A 20,604-nucleotide genomic window follows, 5' to 3' on the forward strand; every position below is an offset into this window, starting at 1 on the left:
TTACATTGTTAGCCTAGTGGCACTGCATCTGCATCCAAACATCTGAGAACTTCAACTGCGCAAGGTCTTCATTGTGTATAGAGAAATACAATCTTCCTGCATCTCCCCACATAAAGCCACCAAGACTATTGAGTTCCAATAGCAACTGCCAATCTTCAGCTTTGCCTTTACCCATAATCCTTGCCGCATCTTCAGTAATACCATCGTGCTGTACTGGATTGGGGTAACCAGAAATTTGGAGTAATTTTGATCCTGTAAGGTTTTCTTTCAGGGTGCAATATGCATCAAGCAAGTAATCATCTTCTTCAAATATCTTTAACTCCTCATAAGGATACTCGCCTAAATCTGGAAGGGAAAAAGAGCGCTTGAACGATATTTTACTTTCAGGATAAATCGAAGGTAGTCTCTTTGGCTTTAACAGTCCCCCAAAGCGCTTTTTATAGATACAGGGGGCCTGGTGATTCGAGAGTGCTACATCAGCTGGGATATAGATTATCCGTATAAAGTCTTTCTTACCTCGCACATCCGCCCAAACTCCATCACAGTAAAAAAAGAGCAAGTAGCCTGCCGATGGCAGGATAGGTGATTTTACTTCTGCGCAATTGAGCTGTAGGAGAAACGCCAAAGGCAAACCTCGATAGAATGGCCACTCAAAGTCAGCAGGGACATCAGGGTGCCCCCCAATCTTAGATGAGCCCTGCTCAATAATATCAGAAGACAATTCAGCGGTAGTACATTCAACACACAGCGATTCTATTTCATTCAAAAAAGCTTCAAGACCGACCGCTTTAAGTTCTTTCAATAACAACGCTAGATACTTCCTTCAATATTCGCCCTGGCACGCCTTTCATATCTGTCATAGAAGTAATCAGTGTGATAAAACCTCTCTTGAGACAAAAATTCCCTTAATAGTTCCCTGCGTTTCTTTTTGTAAATCATAATCGGTACCAGCCGATACTCTTTACGGACTTGTTTTTTATAAGCTTCGAAAGCGCTTGTGCTGGCACCCAGGATCGTTAGGTCAATGTCGATAATTAGCTTTTCATCAATACTAACTGGCGTGTAATTGTGGCAGGTTGCCATAATAAATTGGTACACCCTATCCACTCCTGCGGGACAATACCCGGAATCGATCAGGAACTTTTTTGCCCATAGAGCACTGTTTTCTTCATTCTTAGAGGAAAATGGCTTGTAAATCGCATCGTGAAACCAGATAGCCAGCTCGACCTCTTGGGGGTGCTCGGCAAGCTCTGCAACTTTATCAAAGTGCTTCAGCATCCCATCAATGTGATGCCCTGTATGATAATGCCTGTGATTCTCTGCATACGAAGAAACTAACTTTTCGAAGCACTGAAGGGATTCAGGAAGATTGAGTGCCCCCATTAGGTTGAGCCATCTATTTTGGTTCATTGGCTAATCCTCGGAGCGTCATCTTTCCGTAAACCCGTAGCTTCATGAATCCTTAGATACTTATTTACTTTTTTGTACCAGAGTGCAAGTTGAGAGCTGGCAAAGACGCTATTTGCGCCTATTCCTCATAGTAAGTATCGGGGGACCACTCTGACAAGCCGCTGGCCACTTCATTGGGGAGACAAGCCAGCTTTGGTAGGCAAACTTTAAAGGTAGTTGGCCAACGTTGCGGTTAACTCCTGGGTTTTGAGGAAAGCTCGTTTAATCGAATCCCGGTGCCTTTCATCAGCAAATTCCTGGTACTCCGCATTGATTTCATGGAACTCCTCAACCCCCAAATAGTGGCTTAAAGTTCGGATATGTGGCCCCAGGTGATTCATTTGCTCACGGATTCCTCCTTGTCCAAAGCCATACTCCCCGGCAGAGGTGATTAGCACCAGCTTTTTGCCAGACATAATAGGCTCTAAGGGGAAATCACCACGGTCTAAATCAAAGGTGAACGTCTTGTTGATACGAACAACTTGATCGAACCAGGCCTTAAGTGCGGCAGGCATGCCGTAGTTATACATCGAAGTGGACATAACAATGATATCCGCCTGGGATAGCTCATCAATCAAGATGTCAGAAAGCGCTACCAGGGACTGCTGCTCCTTGGTGCGATCCGCTTCAGGCGTAAAAACCGAGGCAATCCAATCTTGATTAATAAATCCTGGTGGGTTTAAACCGACATCTCTATGGATAACTTTATCTTTAGGCCTCTTTCCTAGCCAGCTGCTTATAAAATTCGCGGCAACTGCTTTGGAGATGGAGGTATGCCTGGGTATATTCACACTGTCTTGTGATGCTGCTAAGCCGCTCCACTTCTGGGCACTAGCGTCAATATGTAATAGTGTTTTCATAGTCTGGAACCTTTACTAAACCGTCTGAAGGTTCATCTATGGTGATGCTGGGGAGTATCCTTGACAAACGGGTTATTTCTTCTTATAGATGAGGAAAACTCATCTATAAGAGATTCTGATCGGTGTACCCGAACCTACCCTCCCTCAACGCCCTCAAAGTATTCGATGCTGCCGCCAGACTGGGCAGTTTCAAGAGAGCTGCGGAAGAACTCTTTATAACGCCGACAGCCGTATCACATCAGATAAAGGGTTTGGAGGAATCCCTGGGCACAACATTATTCGAGCGCAAAACCCGTGCCGTGCAGTTGACCAGTGAGGGGCGGATGCTCGCTCAAACTACCTCTCAAATTTTTCAGCAGCTCACTGAAGCTGTGAATGAAATAACGAGTTCAAAGAAAACACTGACCGTCAGTGCGACATCAAGCTTTGCTGCAATGTGGCTTGTGCCCCATCTGGAGAATTTTTATCAGAAATTTCCAGATATCACTGTTTCAGTAATTACCGGTGAAGACGTGAGTGATATCGAGCGAGATAGACGCATCGACATCGCTATTCGGTACGGGAAATACGATGAAAGTACAAAAAATGCCCTCCACTTGGCCACCGAAACAATCGGAGTCTATGCTGCACCAAGCTATCTGACTCAGATTAGGGATATTTCTGAAGCTCAACTTCTGGAAACAAAATGGGTCAATCCGTCACTTCCACCGCTGAACTGGCAAACTCTCCTCAAAAGAAAACTTGATGGCATTCGCGTGCGGCAGTTTGACCAGGAGCATCATGTAATCCAGGCCGCCTTGGCTGGCCAGGGTATTGCGCTAGTAAGTTCGCTTCTTGTTCAAAATCCTTTGCGCAATCAATGGCTGGTTCTTTTTAGAGGAGACTCCAAGCTTTCAGGGATTGAGGGATTTACCTATTCCGCATTAATACCTAGCCGCCATGCAAGAAATGGAAATGTGTTGGCTTTCGTAACCTGGCTGAAGGAAGCACTACGCAATGCTCCCTATAGTTAGGTACATCCAGCTGGTACTGAACTCGCCTTCGGGCTTGCCGAGAGTAGGTATGTACCTAACCTAAGCCCATACCAAGAGCACAACATGTTGTGTTCATCTATTAATCAACGTGCCATATATAGTGATCTGGATCAATTGGTGTCTTTATCTCTTCGATATGCTCTCCCCACAAATTGTGAGGAAGGCCGATGACCAGTACCGCTATACCCGACAGCGAAGCCGCACCAGCTTCAGAACAGATTTCGCAGGTAAATTCAGATCAACTGTTGGTGCGTAAGCGAGATGGCAGGACACTGGCTTTTGATGCTCGCAGGATCACCTTGGCTCTTCTCAGTGCTGGCCAGGCAACGGAATCTTTTGATCAACAGGAAGCGGAGCAACTTACCGAATCTGTTCTTAAAGTGATCAAACACCGCTTTGATAGTGGTGAGCCCATTGATATTGAAGAGATTCAGAATATTGCTGAACAGGTATTGATCAATAACGATTACATTGATACTGCGCGCGCCTATATCGCTTATCGGGGGCGGCATGCGCAAATGCGCACTGATCGGCAAACGCTGGTGGATGTCGGTGCATCTATTGAAGAGTATTTAGAGCAAGCGGATTGGCGAGTTGCAGCCAATGCGAACCAGGGATATTCCCTTGGGGGATTGATCCTGAACAGCGCAGGTAAAATGATTGCCAACTATTGGTTAAATCATGTTTATTCCCCTGAGATCGGCGCAGCACATCGGGATGGCGATTTACACATCCACGACCTGGATATGTTGGCTGGATATTGTGCAGGTTGGTCGCTGCGCACCCTATTACATGAAGGGCTGAATGGTGTTCCGGGAAAAGTCGAATCGGCACCGCCGGCCCACTTGACCAGCGCGGTCGGACAGATTGTTAACTTTCTTGGAACACTTCAAAACGAATGGGCGGGCGCGCAAGCATTTAGCTCTTTCGATACCTATCTTGCACCTTTTGTGCGCAAGGACCAGCTGGACTACGCGACCGTACGTCAGTGCATTCAGGAGCTGATCTTTAACCTGAATGTACCATCCCGCTGGGGTACCCAGACTCCCTTTACTAATCTCACTTTCGATTGGGTTTGCCCCCAGGATTTGCGCGAGCAGGTGCCTGTGATTGCCGGTCAGGAAATGCCTTTCACCTATGGCGACCTGCAAGAAGAAATGGATCTAATCAACCGCGCCTATATCGAAGTCATGAGCGAGGGGGATGCACGCGGTAGGGTATTCACCTTCCCTATTCCCACATACAACATCAGTGAGGATTTCCCTTGGGAGAGCGAAAATGCTGAGCGGCTGTTTGCCATGACCGCTCGCTACGGTCTGCCCTATTTCCAAAACTTTATAAATTCAGACCTGAGCCCAAACATGGTTCGTTCCATGTGCTGCCGCTTACAGCTTGATCTACGCGAACTGTTGAAGCGCGGCAACGGCCTCTTTGGCTCCGCCGAACAGACAGGGTCGCTCGGCGTAGTAACTATCAACTGTGCCCGCCTTGGATATCTCTATAAAGGAAACTGGCAGCTTCTGCTCACCCAGCTGGACAAACTGCTGATACTTGCCCGTGATTCCCTTGAAGTGAAACGGAAAGTCATCCAACGGCATATGGATGCAGGTCTGTTTCCCTACACTCGCCGCTACCTGGGGACTCTGCGCAACCACTTCTCCACGATCGGGGTAAACGGCATCAATGAGATGCTGAGAAACTTTAGTGGGGATAACGAAAGTGTGGTTACGGAAGATGGGAAAGCACTGGCCGAGCAATTACTCGACCATATCCGTATGCGCATGACTGAATTCCAGGAACAAACCGGGCATCTCTACAACCTGGAGGCAACTCCGGCAGAGGGCACTACTTATCGGTTTGCCCGCGAAGATCGCAAACGTTACCCGGAAATTATGCAGGCTGGTAGCAGTGAAGCGCCCTACTATACCAATTCATCCCAGCTGCCAGTGGGCTTTACCGATGATCCCTTCGAGGCCCTGGCCCGACAGGAATCCCTCCAGTCCCGTTACACCGGTGGCACTGTGCTTCATCTTTATTTGGGCGAGCAGTTGCCGGATGCCGATAGTTGCCGCCGCTTATTGCGGCGTGCTCTGGAAAACTACCGCCTGCCCTATATCACCGTGACGCCGAGCTTTTCTATTTGCCCGGTCCATGGATATCTGAGTGGCGAACACGAATTCTGCCCACGCTGCGACGAAGCTCTCCTGGCCCGAGAGCAATCCTGTTGTAGCGACTAAACCATACTTTCAAGGAGAAAGACCATGAGCCAACAAGACACTTTATTGAGAGAAGAAGATCGTACCCGCTGCGAGGTATGGAGCCGGGTAATGGGGTACCACCGCCCAGTTTCATTTTGGAATCCGGGAAAACAATCAGAGCACCGGGAGCGCCAGTTCTTTGTGGCGGACAACAGCAGGAATGCACTAAAAACTTATGAGTAATAAGTTACGTGTCGGTGGATTCACGTCGTTTACGGCAATCGACTTCCCCGGCGAGTTGGCAGCGGTGGTTTTTTGCCAGGGATGCCCCTGGCGCTGCCGCTACTGCCATAACGGCGATCTGCTACCTGCGCGAGCACCCAGTGCCTATGACTGGGATCAGATCCTCACATTTTTAGGCAGTCGCCGGGGCTTGCTGGATGCCGTTGTGTTTTCCGGTGGAGAACCCACCGCCCAGAGTGCCCTGGAACCGGCGATTGCCCAAGTTAGGGATTTGGGATTCAAGGTTGGGCTTCATACTGCGGGAATCTACCCCCGCAAGCTGGAACGCCTGATCCAAAGTCTTGATTGGGTGGGGTTGGATATCAAAGCAATGCCGGAAAACTACCCTTCCATTACGGGTGTTGATGGCAGTGGTGCGGCTCCTTGGCAAAGTGCGGAGCTTCTCGCTCAGTCCAAGATACCTCTGCAAGTGCGCCTTACCAGGCATCCGAGCCTCACAACTGATACTGAACTGAATCAAATACGGGAGAAACTAAGCGGTATTGGCATTGAAAAGTTGGAGGTCCAGCGCTGCAATAGTGAGCAAGCGATTGATCAGACACTTAAATTTATGTCCCATTAAAACAGTAATCTCGTGTTAGTCGCTAATAGTTCACTAATATAGCCAGGAGAATCGCCGTAGCTCTAACTTAAAGGCTCGCCTTACGGGGTTTTAAGGGGCTCCCTAGATCGTGAATTCCTCTGAAATCCAGACATATCACAGAAATATTCATAGGATTCATATCTGATTTAAATATACTCAATGCACTTGCAAAATTTGAATCTAAAACCCTATCTTCAATCTGACCCCGCTGAATATAAGTAAAAATAACTCCCTTTTACTTTGAAATTTATAGTTATCATTCGGGTTGGAAATAAGTACTTATTATCTAAGGAGCCTCTGAATAACTCCGTGATACCTCTGGCATGCAGAGCGGTTCACAATCAAGGCGCGGCTTCGCAGGAATGTCTAGACCTTTCAAGAAGTCGCAACGCAGAGTGTGAATCGCTCTGCAAGCCCCGAAGGGCGGGCCTTGAAGGCCACAGCTGCTGCGTTGCAGCTCTTGCAAAGGGCTACGGCCATTCGCGGCGAGTTGCGCCTAACATCTGTAGCCTTCAAGACCCGCAGAGGCATTACGGAGTTATTCAGAGGCTCCCTAAGTTACAAAGAGCGACAACGGACTCTCTCATATAAGTTTACTCCATAGATAAAGGTTATTATCAGGGATTGACTAACTCACATCTAGAAAGAGGCTCAATACTAATGAAAGGGGTATATTCTAGACCTGAATTTAGTAGTCTCGGTGACTCCGGCTCATCTGATCCATTTGTTAGACGCTTTTATGATATTGATAAGGATATACGACATCTGAATTACGGTAATTTCCCCCCTCTAAGGGGGAATTACGAGGACTGGAAAAATTTTATTGAAGATGCTGTTTCTGAAGATGCTTGTGCAAGTGCCGAGTTGATTGAAGCTAATGAAATGCTAGCAGCTTGGGAGACATCTCTAGGCATTGGAAAAGTAGCATCGTTTCCAGTCAGCGTTAGTGCAAATATTACAGATGTATGTAATGCCAGATGCAATTTTTGCGCATACTTACCTGAGCGAGTTTCAAACCAAAAGTTGTCATATGAACAGTTGCAAAGAGCTGACTGGTTGAAGTTTTGTCGCTCTTTTACACCTAATGGTGGCGGTTTGGGTGAGCCTTTTGCTCACCCCAAAATTTTGGAGATTTTAGAACAGTTAAGGTCGACTGCGCCCTATTTGTCCTTGGGCTCAGTTACTAATGGTTCAATCATGCGTCCTGAAGTGACGGATATCGTGGCTCAGTACTTTTCATATCTTTATGTTTCAGTAAATGCAGCTCGTAAGGAAACCTATGAATGGACAATGACCCCATTAAAATGGGAGCGGTTTATAGCTAATATGGATCGATTAAATGATTCAAAGAAACGTTATGGTAGAGAGCGCCCATGGCTTAGAGCTGGATACGTTGTACACAGTGGAAATCTTGATGAATTACCAGAATTACCCTCATTACTACATCGATTTGGATTTAGGGACCTAAATGTTAACCCGATGGTGCCACCACCCCAGTATGGTCGTAATCACTTGCTGACAGACAAAGCTAGTATTTTTAGGACACCTCATAGGGCAAACACTATCTTCCGTCAATTAGAACAAGAATGTGCGCGGAATAATATTTCAATTACAAAACCTCTGCCGAGCCTGGAAAAACTACTGGGTGCAGCCGTAGATAAAGGCGTTCCAACTCATGACGATTCTGTAATCATTGTAAGCGATAAACCCATCTATACCGCCTCAGGCGCTAGCACAGAACTGGAAAAACCAGTTGTCCCTCGTAAGCTACATAATTCAGATCAAAATCTAAGTGATATAGTTGCAGCTGCTAAAGCGGAATTTGCACGAAAGGAATCGAGGAAAAAATATCCACCGGTCTCTTTACCTCAGGCCACAGGTTTAAATATAGCCAAAATTGCTGCCAGTTACTCTGATATAGAGTCCACGCTCAGCAGCGGAGATGATGTGTCTCTTAGTTACGAATGGTCCATTTTTGATAGGCAAAACCTGGTGCCCGTGTGCTGGGCTCCTTGGAGAGCGCTGAAAATTAATATTTTTTCGCAAACTCAAGTCTGTTGTAACTTCTTTAGGAAACTGCCGAGTTTCAAGTGGACAAATGCCAAGAGTTTCCACAACGAAGAAAATATGTGGAATCACCCTTATATGCAGCATTTAAGGGCAACAATGGGAACTCCCGAAGAGGTCCCCTACTGTACCTTATGCAAAGCAACGGACAAAAGGCATCTAAAAAATGATGATGAGAAACGTTCCGCGATGCAAACAAGCCAAAAGACCTATTATGAGATTATTTCTGGCTTATCTGGTATCAAGCCCCAAGGAAGGTTCGATGAGATAGAGTCGCCGCTATATAGGTGGGAGATTAGCAGCTCACTGCCCGACAAGAGAACTGTCTCACCTTACAGTAAGGAGCTGTCATATTATCGATACGCCATCTTCCAACATGGATTTCATAATGTTGGTCGAGTGCTGATTTTTGCACGTGTTCCAGCAATTTGGGCGCCATTCCTAGCAGAAGTAAATGAATTTGTACATATATTGACACCGCTACATGGGCAATCCCTTATTGTCCAGGATATTTTACAAACTTTGGATTTTGATAACTACAAGTTAACAGTTTTTGAAGATCAATCGTTGGAGGACAATTCTGCTCACCCCGATTTATATGATGCAATCTGGTTGGATGGAATGATTTTTGAGAGCTATAACCGTGATGACATATTATTTGGCTTGCGTAAACGACTAAAAAAGGGGGGAAAACTCAGAGTCATCCAAGCTCCCGGAATTGGTAAGCTCGCAGATATAATCCTCTCTAACGGGAAGGACTCGCAGCAACACCTGGAAACACTTAGGAGTGGAGTCCAGTTTTCTGGTAAAGGCAGCTTCTTCACCCAAAGTGGCGTTCTTTCCATGTTAAAAAAGTATGACCTTTCTCTGAATAAAATGATGCCTCCATCTGGTAGTCGGATGACAGTATCGGAGAATACTGAAAAAATTAGTGAAACAGAGTTCATTGAGAAACTTGAACACTTTATCTGTGGAAGTGGAGCCAATCCGGAAAAGTATCTTGCAGGGATGGATCGAACAGTATCTTTTGCAGCACTTGCCGTTTAGTCTTTAGAATTCCTGTAGTACCACAATTAGGGTGGCGCTCAATTTATAACCACTTGCAATCTGTTAAAAACGCTTTCTAGTGGATAGATATTGTTACATCCTATCGCTTATTTGCACCACGAGATACCTCTATTTAGAATCACAGGCCGACCCCAGAGGGACCGGCCAGGCCATGCACTAGCTGGCAAGCTGTTTGGCGATGGCAACACCAACACCGTGTGCACTTGCTGGGTTCTGGCCGCTAATCACTCGCCCATCTTCAATAACAAACTCCTGCCAAGGTTGTACTTTGTTGTAGCGGGCAGCGCCCCTCGCCAAAGATTCTTCCAGCAAAAATGGGATGTCATTAATGGTGCCGAAGTCAATCTCCTCCTCACGAGTGAAGCCGGTGACAGACTTGCTAGCCAAAAGCTTTTCGCCATTGCTCAGGGTGATAGGCAGGAAACCAGCCGGGCCGTGGCATACTGCGGCCAATGTGCCACCCTCTTCGTAGATCTCGGCACTTAGCTTTGCGAAGTCTTCGTTAGTTGCCAAGTCAGAAAGCAGACCAAATCCACCGGGGTAGAATACTGCATCATAGTCTGCAGTATTCAGTTGGCTCATAGGGATGGTGTTATTGATACGGTTTTGGAAATCTGAATCATTAAGCACCTTTTGGTTGATGTCGTCACCTTCGATGTCAGTGCCATAGAGTGGTGCTTTCCCCCCTTTAATAGAGGCGATGTCATAGTCGAGTCCATTCTCCATAAATACGCGAATCGCGTGAGTCAACTCAGGTGAGTAGGTGCCATTTGCCTGGTCAGTTTCACCAAGAGTGGCGTGGTTGGTCACTGGAATAAGTACTTTCTTCATGTTTCTTTCCTATGTTGGTCAGCATTCAGTGGGGAGGGATTGTAGATTGTCCCTATTCTGCTGATAATGCGTAAAATCTGTTAAATACCTTTGCAGAATGGCAATAATCGAGATTGAGAAACATGGAAAATTTTGACGGCATAGTCGAGTTTGTAGCGGTGGCAGAAAGCCAAGGTTTCTCAGCGGCTGCCAAGCAACTTGGCTGCAGTACTAGCCATGTAAGTAGGCAGGTCTCCCGTCTGGAGGAGCGCTTGGGCTCATCCCTTTTGGCCCGCTCAACACGTCAGGTAAGTCTGACCCAAGCCGGGACCGCCTATTACCAGCGGTGTAAAGAGTTAGTGGTTGGCCTGCAACAGGCGAATGAGCAGGTTAGCCAGCAACAGTTTCAGCTCAATGGAACACTAAGAGTTAGCGGTGCTGGTATCTTTGCTGAGCAATATGTTGCCCCTGCCCTGATGGAGTTTGGCTTGAAACACCCGGGGTTGAAAATCGACATGGACTTCAATAGCAGAATGGTCAATTTCGTCGAGGATGGGATTGATTTTGCCATACGCTATGGTCGCCTTGAGGATTCCGGCTTAGTTGCTCGTAAACTGGCCGACCGCCAAATGATGGCTGTCGCAAGCCCGAGTTACCTGAAAGAAAATGGTATACCCAATCACCCCGATCAACTAAAAACGCAGAGTTGCTTGGTGGCTAACAATGATGAATGGGTTTTTGACCTGAATGGAGAGCCTGTAAGCGTAAAGGTTAGTGGGCGCTGGAGAACAAATAATGCCCATGCGATCGTGAAAGCTTGCGAGCAAGGCTTGGGTATAGCTTATATGCCCAAAAGCAGTTTCAGTGGTTCAATTCAACAGGGCTTACTGGAGCCTATCTTGGAATCTTTTTGTGGGCGCGGAGCCAGTAGCTGGATCGTGTATCAGAATCGTCGCTTTTTACCCATGCGAGCGCGAATGGCGATTGACTATTTGGTTGATTACTTTTCTGACTGGGTGGAATAGAAAGCTATTGGATTAGTTGAAAGGAATAAAAGCACTCCCCATTTCTTGCAAGCCTTCAATCTGGAGGATTAATATCCACCCTCCTCCAATCGACTGGCATTGATTATGGTCCTGACCAGGGCATTTTATCGCAGTGGTCACACTGCAACCCAGCAACGGCAACCCGTTTCGTTTGTGGATGTCAGGAAGAGATTTGGCTTTCGCTCTATTGCTGTTGGCCGGTGGGTCACTCGCGAGGAGCGCGATCGGGCCGCTGGGCTTTTTTATGATGCGCTTGTTGATTTAATGACCATTCTTCAAGGACCAGAAGTGTTGGTATCCTTACGAGGTACATTGTCTTTTCAATATGGAATCGGCGGGCGCCCGGGGATGGCTGCCTTTTATGACCCCTCTGCCCGGAGCTTTTCTCTCGCCAAAAACGCGGGGCCAGGCTCTATTGCCCATGAATGGTTTCATGCATTTGATCATTACTTGGCCCAAAAAGCGTTCAGTGGTACGTCCAGTACCATGTATGCCTCAGAGGCGTGGTTGCGGAATGCAACTCCAGTGCCCCACCCGCTCAATGACTTACTTATTACGTGCTTTAAAACTATGATGCTGGATGAGAGTGGTAATAACCCCAGTGACTTGGTGACTGCTTCCATCAGTGCCGATAAAGCAAATGGTTCGCTCTACTACAGTGAGCCTGTAGAGCTGAGTGCCCGGGCTTTCGAAGCATTTATTCAGGATGCCAGTATCAACAATAATTTTTTGGTTGCTGGCTCAAAGGCTAGCCAAGAGGCAAAAATGGGACTGTATCCACAGGGAGAGCAACGTAAAAAAATTAATCAGGCTTTCACAGCCTATTTTTCCTATTTAGGACGAAGCCTTTGGGCTTCCACTGGTGGGGACAATGACGTCAACCCTTAGGAATACCTTTCTTCTGGGCACGGCCCTTCTCGCAGGTGTAATCGCTTGGGTATGGTCTGAACTATCAAAAAGCTATGAGTTGATTGCAATAGCGAGCGATCCCGTACTGTCAGCGGAGCGTGGATTTACTGATGCGAAAGATGATTTTATTCATAACCGGGCTAAGTTCGTGAATGTTTATTCTCCGGGGGGTGGCCATGTAACGCCCGGGATACTAGGAGAAGACTTGCAGGGTAGGCTCGCTGAGTTCAGTCCTCAGGAAAAATTTTTCTTATGTGGAACCGGCTTCCATATAGAAGATTACGCACTGAATAGCGAGAAGCTTGAACAGAACAAATTCTATGCCCAGGCATACAATGCCAAGTTACTACAACTGATTACCCACACAGTTTCAGAGTAATCATTGGCCGGATTCTGATTATTTCAACTAATCATATTTAGCCATTCCTCATTGTGGTAATTTTCTCTGCACCAGTTTGCAAACAGCCAGTGTCTTCATGAGCCAAAAATCGCCCTCACAATTCAATATCCTAATCGTCGAAGACGATCGAGGCCTAAACGATCAGCTCAGCGAAATGATCCAAGATGCAGGGTATCAAGTGAATGCCTGCTTTGACGGGAATACCGCGCTATTGGAAGCCGCAAAGCAACAACCGCAGTTAATTTTACTCGATCTAATGCTGCCAGAAATGGATGGTATTTCCCTGCTCAAGATTTTGCGTAAATCCAGTCAGGTGCCGGTCATTATTCTCACCGCTAAAGGGGCTGAAGAGGAAAGGATCACGGGCCTGCGCTACGGGGCAGATGATTATGTGGCTAAACCTTTTAACCAGACTGAGCTTTTACTGAGAATTGAGGCCTTATTACGCCGAAGTCAGCCAGCTCAGGCAGAGAGCGTCCACTACACCGAGATCGACAATCTTCGGCTTGATTTGAATGCCCTGCAGGTATTTGCTGGTGGCCAGCCTATTGAATTCACAGCTGCTCAATTTAAGTTGCTATGGGAATTGGCAATACATCGTGGTGAAGTTTTGAGCAAGGCATATCTTTCCCAGCAGGTCCTCAATCGCACCCTGGGTGCCTATGATCGCAGCTTGGACATGCACCTTAGTCGGGTCAGGCGCAAATTGACTGGTGCTGGCTGGCGAGGGGATCGGTTACAGACGGTACACGGCAAGGGGTACTGCTTGAAATGAACCGGAAACTTCTTTGGAAACTCTGTCTGCTGATTACGTCCGGTATTGTCGCCCTCTTCTATCTTATTAACTCCCTCACCATCCGTACTGAAGAGCAGATGAGTTTACTGGACCCCTCTCATCGGCAGGAGTTAAAGCAGTGGGGCAAAAAAGCAGAGATGCGCTTTCTCTCTGGCGATAAAGCCGGATTGGAACAATGGCTGAAAGCGCTTCAGGAGCGGGAGGATACCTGGGCCACCGTTACTCAGTATGAAGTAACCCATATCGCAGGTGAGCGAGGGAATGAGCATCGGTACATTGGATATAATCTCGGCCGCGATGTGGATTGGAAGGTCCACCTGTATTTCGAAGACAATCCGGTAATGGAAATCCCGTTTACAACCGAGAGAACCAGCTTATTGATACTGCTCCCTGACAGGATGCGCCCCGGTGGCTACTGGCAAACCACTCGACTAATGATGCAGATACTACTGCCGATGGGCATTTTGGCGCTGGTATCCCTGATGCTTTATCGTCATATTATGCATCCCTTGCGAAAACTGGAGCAGGCAACACGGGAATTCAGCCGGGGGAATTTTGATGTGCGAGTCCACCATCAGTTGGGCAGCCGTGACGATGAGATTTCCGAACTGGCCAAAACCTTTGATCAGATGGCAACCCGGATAGGCGAGCAAATTGTCAACCAGCGGCAACTGATCGCTGATCTTTCCCATGAATTAAGAACTCCTCTTACCCGCTTGGATATTGCGATAGAGGGCGCCGGCACCCGCTATTCGGACGATAGAAATATCCGGAGAATTCAAAGGGAGTCTGCCCATATTCGACGTTTGGTGGAGGATACTCTTACCCTTGCCTGGCTAGATAATGAGCAACCCTCTATAGGTACCGAAGACCTGGACTTGGTAGACCTTATTGATGTAATTGTCGAGGATGCCCGCTTTGAATTCCCAAATCGCACTATCTGCACCCACTTGCCGGATTCAGCGAAAATAAGGAAATCCAATCATCAGGCTGTTGGCCAGGCACTGGAAAATATCCTGCGCAATGCGATGCGCTATACCCCTGCGGGACAAGCTGTTCACGTCCTTCTGGAGAAAACCGGGAAAGATCAGGTCATTATTGATATTGAAGACTCGGGCCCTGGTGTACCGGAAGCTTTGCTGGACAATATTTTTAAGCCCTTTTTCAGGGCCGATCAATCACGCACTTCAAAATCGAAAAATTTTGGACTTGGCCTAGCCCTAGCACGGCGCCAGCTGAATAGTGTAGGCGCAACAATTAGAGCCTCCAATCGATCCGCTGGGGGTTTAAGTATGAGGGTCACACTTCCCACGCAGTTTTCCGAGTGTTTGGAGCCTTCGTAAGCTGAAATCGCCATCAAATGTAACAAATGCAACACTGCTGTACTTTGTAAGTGCCAATAGGAATAATTCGCATTAGCAAATAGGTAACTCTGTGAAGGACACCACATGGCCCGCAATATTTCCCACAACAAGTACGCGTTACTCCCCTTGATGGTATCCAGCGCCTTGGCCTCTGGCATCAGCCAGGCACAGGAAGCGCAGGAACCAGAAGATACCGCTGAAACCCCGATGGAAACCGTAGTAGTTGTCGGTGTAGCAACGGATACCGAGATTACGCCTGAAGAACTTGATAAGCAGCAGGCAAATGATCTTAGTGATATTTTTCGCCAGATACCGTCCGTATCTGTTGGTGGATCACTGGGTATCGCACAGAAAGTTTATATTCGCGGCATGGAAGACACTCTTCTCAATGTTACTGTAGATGGCGCGCCACAAACCGGCACCCTCTTCCATCATATTGGCCGGGTATCGATAGAGCCGGAGTTATTGCAGAAAGTTGAAGTACAGGCTGGCGCAGGCGAAGCTACCAGCGGTGCTGGTGCGATCGGAGGTGCAATCCGCTTTGAAACCAAAGATGCCGATGACCTGCTTGACGAGGGTGAACAGTTTGGGGCAATAGTGAAAGGCGGTGTCTTTAGTAATGATGGCCAAAAAGCCAGTGCTTCAGTTTACGGGAAGATTACTGAAAACTGGGGGCTTCTAGGGTCATTTGTGACCATTGAGCACGAGAATATGGAAGATGGTGACGGCAACACCATCTATGGCACCGCTTCTGATCAGGACCTCGCCTTCATGAAATTGAGTGGTGATGTATCTGAGAATCAAAAGCTGAGCGTCAGTTTTGAGCAACGGAATGAATCTGGAGAACTCAGCCAACGCCCCAATTGGCCTGCCTATGAGGGGCAAACACTCTATCCAATGGATGCTGAGCGCCAAACGTTTGTTGTCAATCATCAATTTTCTCCCAGTGCTCTGATTAACCTGGAGACCACGGTTTATCACACCAAGTCAGAGATGGAGCAAAATGTCTACGATCGATGGGGCAAGTACGGCGCTTCAGTAGAGTCCCTTGGCTTTGATTTGCGAAATACCAGCAATATCGGACAACACACTATCACTTATGGTGTAGAGGGCCGTGAAGATGAAGTGGAGAGCCGTTACCTCTCGGAACCCTATATTGGTATCTCCTACAGCGAGGAAGGCCAAATTCTCAGCGCTTATGTTCAGGATCATTGGCAGGCAACCGACGCACTATTATTGAGCTTTGGAGTGCGCTATGACGAATACCAGCTGGAACAGGTTACCTATGATGATGAGACCGATAGCCAGGGTTTCAGCCCCAATATCGGCATGAGCTATTCGATTACTGATGCCCTCACCCTCACTGCTGGCCATGCAACAGCTATGCGCGGCAAGGAGGTTGGAGATGGATTTACTCTAGAGTCGGCGGTGATTGATCCTGACCTGGATGCTGAGACCGTTGACAATACCGAACTTGGGCTGGAATACCTTCAGGATGGCCTTGGGCTAAAAGCTGCTATTTACCGCAGTACAATCGATGATGTTATTCTCGATCAGCTTGGAAGTGGTACTTACTACGAAAATATTGGCGAACTGGAGACTGAAGGTTTTGAGCTTAGCGCCTCTTACGCTTGGAACAAGTTGTCACTCAGTGCTGCTTTCAGTCATAGCGATTCGGAACTAAATGGGTATACCGTTGAGGGCTATGAACACAACGGCTTGGCAAATGCCCGTGGCGATACCTGGAACCTGACTGCCACTTACGCCTTTACACCCAAGTTAGAATTAGGTTGGAACTACACTCTGGTACAAGACCTGAATGATATTGAGGTTTTACAGCGTGCAGTTGAAATTGGCTGGATCGATAGCACCCAAACAGTGGATAAGCCGGGTTACCAGGTACACGATCTTTACTTGCACTGGGAGCCTCTTGCAGATGATCGTCTGAATGTTAATTTAGCGATTCAAAACCTTCTTAATGAGCACTACCGCGACCATTCCAGTGTAGCGGATTATAGTGGCATTGATGGTTGGGGTATCGTAGCCGGGTTATACGAGGCAGGTCGAGATATCAGACTATCAGTTGACTATCGTTTCTAATTTCCTTTTATTTTTATTTACGATCTGGGCCCAATACATTTGTATTGGGCCCTTTATTGCCTATGAAATCCAGAAACCGTTTACTGTGGATCAAACTCCACACCTACTTTTCCTGCTTTTTTTTACCCATTGCTATTTTGTATATCGCCACTGGCGTACTCTATCTATTTGATATTGAGGGTGGTGTCGATGAGCAAATTGAGTACACCGTTTCCCTTCCGAAAGGCTTACCCAACAATGAGCAAGAAACTCTAAATGTTATATCTCCAATTGTGCAGCCTGCAGAGGTGGCACTACCAGCAGATTTCTATTTGGAAGATGGGTGGATTGGTTGGTATGGCTACAAGCGCCAAGTCTATTTGGAGCCAAGCGAAGACAAGCAATCTGCGATACTCCATGTAAAGGAGCACGACCTATGGCATCAGTTTCTGCTGATACATAAAGGTCATGCCGGGCCGCTTTTCTGGTTCTCAGCTATTATGCTCGGTGCCAGCCTACTATTTAGCCTGATTAGTGGGTTAGTAGTTGCCTTTGCGGTACCAAAATTCAGGAAAGCCGCTGTTCAATTTACTTCATTGGGATTCATTGCCCTGGTAGTTGCCTTTTTTATTGGGGGCTGAATGAGGAGCTTTTAGCCAAGGGGCCTTTGAATAGTTCTGAATAATCCCTACGGGCCTGAAAGGCCCGCGATACAGATGTTTCAGAGTAACTCACAGGCCCCAAATCCAGCCAGGTGACCTCAGGCCAGTTGACAAATCTTACCTTCTAACTGCTGTTTAAATTGATAGAGATGAATACCATCTAAAAAACAGTGGTTCACTTCACTATATAACGAGGTGATAAGACGTCCCCCCTGACTTTGATATTTCCCCCAGGCAATAAAAGGTATTCCAGGGTCACAGTTTTCTTTCTGTACCGGTTTTACCTGTAGGCTGGAAAAATCTCCCCAGGGGTAGCTGCTAATATTCAGAATATCATGGCGGTTTATGAACTTTTCGACAGGGAGGTGCTCGGTTTGTGACAATGAAAGCTCTTTTGTCTTGTGTACGAACTCCGTCAGACTCTTCTCCATTCCAGCCATAACGAGCTTAAACAACCCATCCTTGCCCCCTAAATCAGCAAACAATGGGTGCACCATATCGTGCTCCATGGGTTGGCTATCGACAATACGGTGTCTAAAGCCCTCTATTTCATTTGCAACCTGAGTGACCAAATAGATAAGGCTATAATAAAAAGGGAGCGCATTTTGTTTACAAAAAGAGACTAAATTTGTCACATCCAACGGCTGGGTTAGGCCTATTCGAGTTGACCCTGCACTGCTCATAAAAAATTTAAAGTGGGCCTTTCTATCCCAACGTTCGATATCTATCGGGGTCATGGACATATGAATATCGAGCCTTCAATGGATATTCATAGTTTAGGGTAGATTATAAACAGCACTAGTGTTGCTAGTAGTTTTTATCTAGTTGGAATACCCGGAATATATTTAGAGGCATTAGATAATATACTGTAATCAACATATCAAAACGCCCTTCCCTTCCGGCTCATACCATTTTTAGCATCGCTACCATATTCCTCTTTCGCCCCTGCTAGGGCACTAAAATAAGTCTAACAACAGACTGTACCACCTCATAAACAGCGATCATCTGTGCATAATTTGCAAAAGTGATGTTCCTGCTTATAAGTTTTAAGAAGGATGCGACTCCCTATAATAACTTCCAGCTGTTACAGCGAAATATCATCTAGGTAACCAGGACTATTAACTATGACTACCAAGTACGAAAATGCCGTTTTGGATGATCAAGCATTGATCGAGGGACTTAAGTCTATTAACCCGGTATGGGGAGATCTAGCTGTACGAGTCGCAGGCGAGGTATGGGGAAAGCCGCTTCTGGATCAGAAAACCAAAGCACTAATCACTATCGCTATTGACCAAATGGCGCTCAATGTAAATGGTGAAGGTAACCCGTTTGGAGCCCATGTTGATATGGCTCTCAAACAAGGTGCAACGTATGAAGAGATTGAGGAATTGATTGTTTTTGCCTCAATGTATACGGGCTTCAATAAAGGGGCTACCACTATGGGCGCACTGAATAAGCTTCGCCATGATCGAGGAGACATCTAATGGCTATCCCCGGACTTAAAAAAGCAGATCATATAGGATTCACCGTCCCCGATGTTGATTTGGCCGTTGAGTTCTTTAGTACACACTTTGGTTTTGAGTTGGCTTATACGTTTGGGCCATTTGCTTCAGACGATACTTGGATGACGGATCACCTTAATGTAAATCCTCGTGCAGAGATCAAGAAAATTGCTGTTATGAATGCTAACAGCATCAATCTGGAAATATTCGAGTATGCCGACAACATAGAACGAAATAAGGTGGCACCAAACAATGCTGATGTTGGGGGGCATCATTTAGCATTCTATGTTGAAGATATTGATGCTGCGGTTGAATACCTCAAGAAGCAGAATATTGAGGTACTTGGCGCTCCTACGGTAATGACTGAAGGGCCAACTGAAGGAGAGACCTGGGTGTATTTCATGGCTCCATGGGGCATGCAACTTGAACTCGTATCATACCCTAATGGAAAGGCCTATGAGCATTTGACTAACGTACGTTTATTTGACCCTCGATGAATATTCTCGCCACTATTTTGGTTGTTATCGCAGGTATGGGGCTCTCTGTCGAGGCGGGTCTGTTGGGGCCCCTAGGTATGCAGGTTGGTCACTTGTGGGCCACCCTAAGCATATTTGGTGTTGGGACAGCCCTACTTTGGCTCATCAGTCTATTTGTCCCCAGTGCAAAATATATAAGCTGGCGAGAGGTTCCAAAGTGGCAGCTTTCAGGTGGCTTGTTAGGACCTGTTTACGTTGTTGTTCTAACTTTAGCCACTCCTATACTTGGAGTAGCTATGACCATGATCGGGATTCTTGTGGGGCAAACAGCCAAAAGCTTCCTAATTGACTCACTGGGGTGGTTTGGGGTACGTAAACAGCCCATTAATCTCCTGAGAGTATGTGGGGCAACATTTTTATGCCTTGCATTATATTTTACCTACTTGGGAGCCAAATTATGATTGGGCTGATGTTACTCGCAGTACTATCCGGCGTAGCGTTGAGCTCCCAGGCAGCAATTAACGGAAAATTTGGAGAAAGTGTAGGAGTTGTCCAAAGCGCCCTATTTACCTTTGGTATCGGAGCTGTAGTGATGGGCTTACTGGTGTTTTTCTTTGGAAAACACAGCGGCCCATCAATTCTTTCCGTACCTAAGTGGCAACTAACAGGTGCACTTTTTGGTATCTTCTACATGATAGTCGTAGTTGCTGTTGTTCCCAGAATTGGTGTGGCATCAACAACAATTGCAACGATTTTTGGGCAGATGAGCATGAGTTTGATTATTGATACCCAGGGATGGTTTACGAATCCGTCTATCCCGTTAAGTTCCTGGCGAATTGCCGCAATGGTTTGCGTAGTTCTAGCGTTGATCTGTAATTACCTTGCTAATCGGAGAGCGCCAGTTCGCAGTAATGAGGCACTGCAGCCCGCTATCCAAAGTTAGCTGAATATACAGGAGTAAAGCACTACTCAGAGGGGCCATAACATCACTCAACAGT

Annotated in this window: 19 protein-coding genes and 1 pseudogene; 15 read left to right on the plus strand and 5 right to left on the minus strand. The window is 46.8% G+C overall.

All coding sequences use genetic code 11. The features are described from left to right. Nucleotides 1-13: 13 nt before the first annotated feature. The 3 genes from ACJJIW_RS17410 to ACJJIW_RS17420 all read right to left on the minus strand — a co-directional run bounded on the left by ACJJIW_RS17410 (nucleotide 14) and on the right by ACJJIW_RS17420 (nucleotide 2,309). Nucleotides 14-802 carry a YwqG family protein gene (locus tag ACJJIW_RS17410; protein WP_444935888.1) on the minus strand — a complete coding sequence of 263 codons (789 nt, stop codon included), beginning with the start codon at nucleotides 800-802 and terminating at the stop codon, nucleotides 14-16. An 8-nt stretch (nucleotides 803-810) separates the two neighbouring features. Beyond that, complete coding sequence (locus ACJJIW_RS17415; RefSeq protein WP_444935889.1) at nucleotides 811-1,410, minus strand: HD domain-containing protein; 600 nt, start codon at nucleotides 1,408-1,410, stop codon at nucleotides 811-813. Nucleotides 1,411-1,616: 206 nt separating this feature from the next. Beyond that, the gene (locus tag ACJJIW_RS17420; protein WP_444935890.1) at nucleotides 1,617-2,309 is read right to left on the minus strand and encodes an FMN-dependent NADH-azoreductase; all 693 of its coding nucleotides are present in this window, start codon (nucleotides 2,307-2,309) and stop codon (nucleotides 1,617-1,619) included. Nucleotides 2,310-2,431: 122 nt separating this feature from the next. Here ACJJIW_RS17420 and ACJJIW_RS17425 point away from each other — a divergent pair, with 122 nt between their 5' ends. The 4 genes and pseudogenes from ACJJIW_RS17425 (at nucleotide 2,432) to ACJJIW_RS17440 (ending at nucleotide 9,541) form a co-directional block, all read left to right on the plus strand. Further along, complete coding sequence (locus ACJJIW_RS17425) at nucleotides 2,432-3,322, plus strand: LysR substrate-binding domain-containing protein (protein ID WP_444935891.1); 891 nt, start codon at nucleotides 2,432-2,434, stop codon at nucleotides 3,320-3,322. A 188-nt stretch (nucleotides 3,323-3,510) separates the two neighbouring features. Further along, nucleotides 3,511-5,784, plus strand: a pseudogene (locus tag ACJJIW_RS17430) (ribonucleoside triphosphate reductase). Beyond that, nucleotides 5,777-6,406, plus strand: coding sequence for an anaerobic ribonucleoside-triphosphate reductase activating protein (locus tag ACJJIW_RS17435; protein ID WP_444935892.1), 630 nt, complete (start codon nucleotides 5,777-5,779; stop codon nucleotides 6,404-6,406). The pseudogene ACJJIW_RS17430 and the gene ACJJIW_RS17435 overlap by 8 nt, the downstream one beginning before the upstream one ends. A 681-nt stretch (nucleotides 6,407-7,087) precedes the next feature. Then, a complete protein-coding gene (locus tag ACJJIW_RS17440) occupies nucleotides 7,088-9,541 on the plus strand; it encodes a radical SAM protein (RefSeq protein WP_444935893.1) in 2,454 nt (817 codons plus the stop codon). Nucleotides 9,542-9,718: 177 nt separating this feature from the next. Here ACJJIW_RS17440 and ACJJIW_RS17445 read toward each other — a convergent pair whose 3' ends face one another. Continuing rightward, nucleotides 9,719-10,393 carry a type 1 glutamine amidotransferase domain-containing protein gene (locus tag ACJJIW_RS17445; RefSeq protein ID WP_444935894.1) on the minus strand — a complete coding sequence of 225 codons (675 nt, stop codon included), beginning with the start codon at nucleotides 10,391-10,393 and terminating at the stop codon, nucleotides 9,719-9,721. Between the two features lie 122 nt (nucleotides 10,394-10,515). Between ACJJIW_RS17445 and ACJJIW_RS17450 the strand changes: the two genes are divergently transcribed. The 7 genes from ACJJIW_RS17450 to ACJJIW_RS17480 all read left to right on the plus strand — a co-directional run bounded on the left by ACJJIW_RS17450 (nucleotide 10,516) and on the right by ACJJIW_RS17480 (nucleotide 17,607). Next, nucleotides 10,516-11,397, plus strand: coding sequence for a LysR family transcriptional regulator (locus tag ACJJIW_RS17450; RefSeq protein ID WP_444935895.1), 882 nt, complete (start codon nucleotides 10,516-10,518; stop codon nucleotides 11,395-11,397). A 105-nt stretch (nucleotides 11,398-11,502) separates the two neighbouring features. Beyond that, complete coding sequence (locus ACJJIW_RS17455) at nucleotides 11,503-12,306, plus strand: CLCA_X family protein (protein ID WP_444935896.1); 804 nt, start codon at nucleotides 11,503-11,505, stop codon at nucleotides 12,304-12,306. Beyond that, nucleotides 12,290-12,706 carry a hypothetical protein gene (locus ACJJIW_RS17460; RefSeq protein WP_444935897.1) on the plus strand — a complete coding sequence of 139 codons (417 nt, stop codon included), beginning with the start codon at nucleotides 12,290-12,292 and terminating at the stop codon, nucleotides 12,704-12,706. Before ACJJIW_RS17455 ends, ACJJIW_RS17460 begins: the two co-directional genes overlap by 17 nt. Nucleotides 12,707-12,803: 97 nt before the next feature. Further along, nucleotides 12,804-13,502 carry a response regulator transcription factor gene (locus ACJJIW_RS17465; RefSeq protein ID WP_282932805.1) on the plus strand — a complete coding sequence of 233 codons (699 nt, stop codon included), beginning with the start codon at nucleotides 12,804-12,806 and terminating at the stop codon, nucleotides 13,500-13,502. Next, nucleotides 13,499-14,866 carry a sensor histidine kinase gene (locus tag ACJJIW_RS17470; protein ID WP_444935898.1) on the plus strand — a complete coding sequence of 456 codons (1,368 nt, stop codon included), beginning with the start codon at nucleotides 13,499-13,501 and terminating at the stop codon, nucleotides 14,864-14,866. The genes ACJJIW_RS17465 and ACJJIW_RS17470 overlap by 4 nt, the downstream gene beginning before the upstream one ends. Before the next feature lie 105 nt (nucleotides 14,867-14,971). Further along, nucleotides 14,972-16,987: a TonB-dependent receptor gene (locus ACJJIW_RS17475; protein ID WP_444935899.1), complete on the plus strand. Its 2,016-nt coding sequence runs from the start codon at nucleotides 14,972-14,974 to the stop codon at nucleotides 16,985-16,987. A 62-nt stretch (nucleotides 16,988-17,049) separates the two neighbouring features. Continuing rightward, complete coding sequence (locus ACJJIW_RS17480; protein ID WP_444893886.1) at nucleotides 17,050-17,607, plus strand: PepSY-associated TM helix domain-containing protein; 558 nt, start codon at nucleotides 17,050-17,052, stop codon at nucleotides 17,605-17,607. 119 nt (nucleotides 17,608-17,726) lie between these two features. Here the strand turns inward: ACJJIW_RS17480 and ACJJIW_RS17485 are convergent, their stop codons facing one another. Then, nucleotides 17,727-18,371 carry a CatA-like O-acetyltransferase gene (locus ACJJIW_RS17485; RefSeq protein ID WP_444935900.1) on the minus strand — a complete coding sequence of 215 codons (645 nt, stop codon included), beginning with the start codon at nucleotides 18,369-18,371 and terminating at the stop codon, nucleotides 17,727-17,729. Nucleotides 18,372-18,752: 381 nt separating this feature from the next. Between ACJJIW_RS17485 and ACJJIW_RS17490 the strand changes: the two genes are divergently transcribed. The 4 genes from ACJJIW_RS17490 to ACJJIW_RS17505 are packed head-to-tail and all read left to right on the plus strand — an operon-like array spanning nucleotide 18,753 to nucleotide 20,549. Further along, on the plus strand, nucleotides 18,753-19,112 hold the full coding sequence (locus tag ACJJIW_RS17490) for a carboxymuconolactone decarboxylase family protein (protein ID WP_413665785.1): 360 nt from the start codon (nucleotides 18,753-18,755) through the stop codon (nucleotides 19,110-19,112). After that, complete coding sequence (locus tag ACJJIW_RS17495) at nucleotides 19,112-19,627, plus strand: VOC family protein (RefSeq protein WP_444935901.1); 516 nt, start codon at nucleotides 19,112-19,114, stop codon at nucleotides 19,625-19,627. Before ACJJIW_RS17490 ends, ACJJIW_RS17495 begins: the two co-directional genes overlap by 1 nt. Next, nucleotides 19,624-20,067, plus strand: a complete 444-nt coding sequence (locus ACJJIW_RS17500) for a DMT family transporter (protein WP_444935902.1) — start codon at nucleotides 19,624-19,626, stop codon at nucleotides 20,065-20,067. The genes ACJJIW_RS17495 and ACJJIW_RS17500 overlap by 4 nt, the downstream gene beginning before the upstream one ends. Then, on the plus strand, nucleotides 20,064-20,549 hold the full coding sequence (locus ACJJIW_RS17505) for a DMT family transporter (RefSeq protein ID WP_444908314.1): 486 nt from the start codon (nucleotides 20,064-20,066) through the stop codon (nucleotides 20,547-20,549). The genes ACJJIW_RS17500 and ACJJIW_RS17505 overlap by 4 nt, the downstream gene beginning before the upstream one ends. The last annotated feature ends 55 nt before the right edge of the window (nucleotides 20,550-20,604 follow it).

The sequence above is a fragment of the Microbulbifer maximicatervae (SeqCode) genome, from assembly GCF_052467815.1.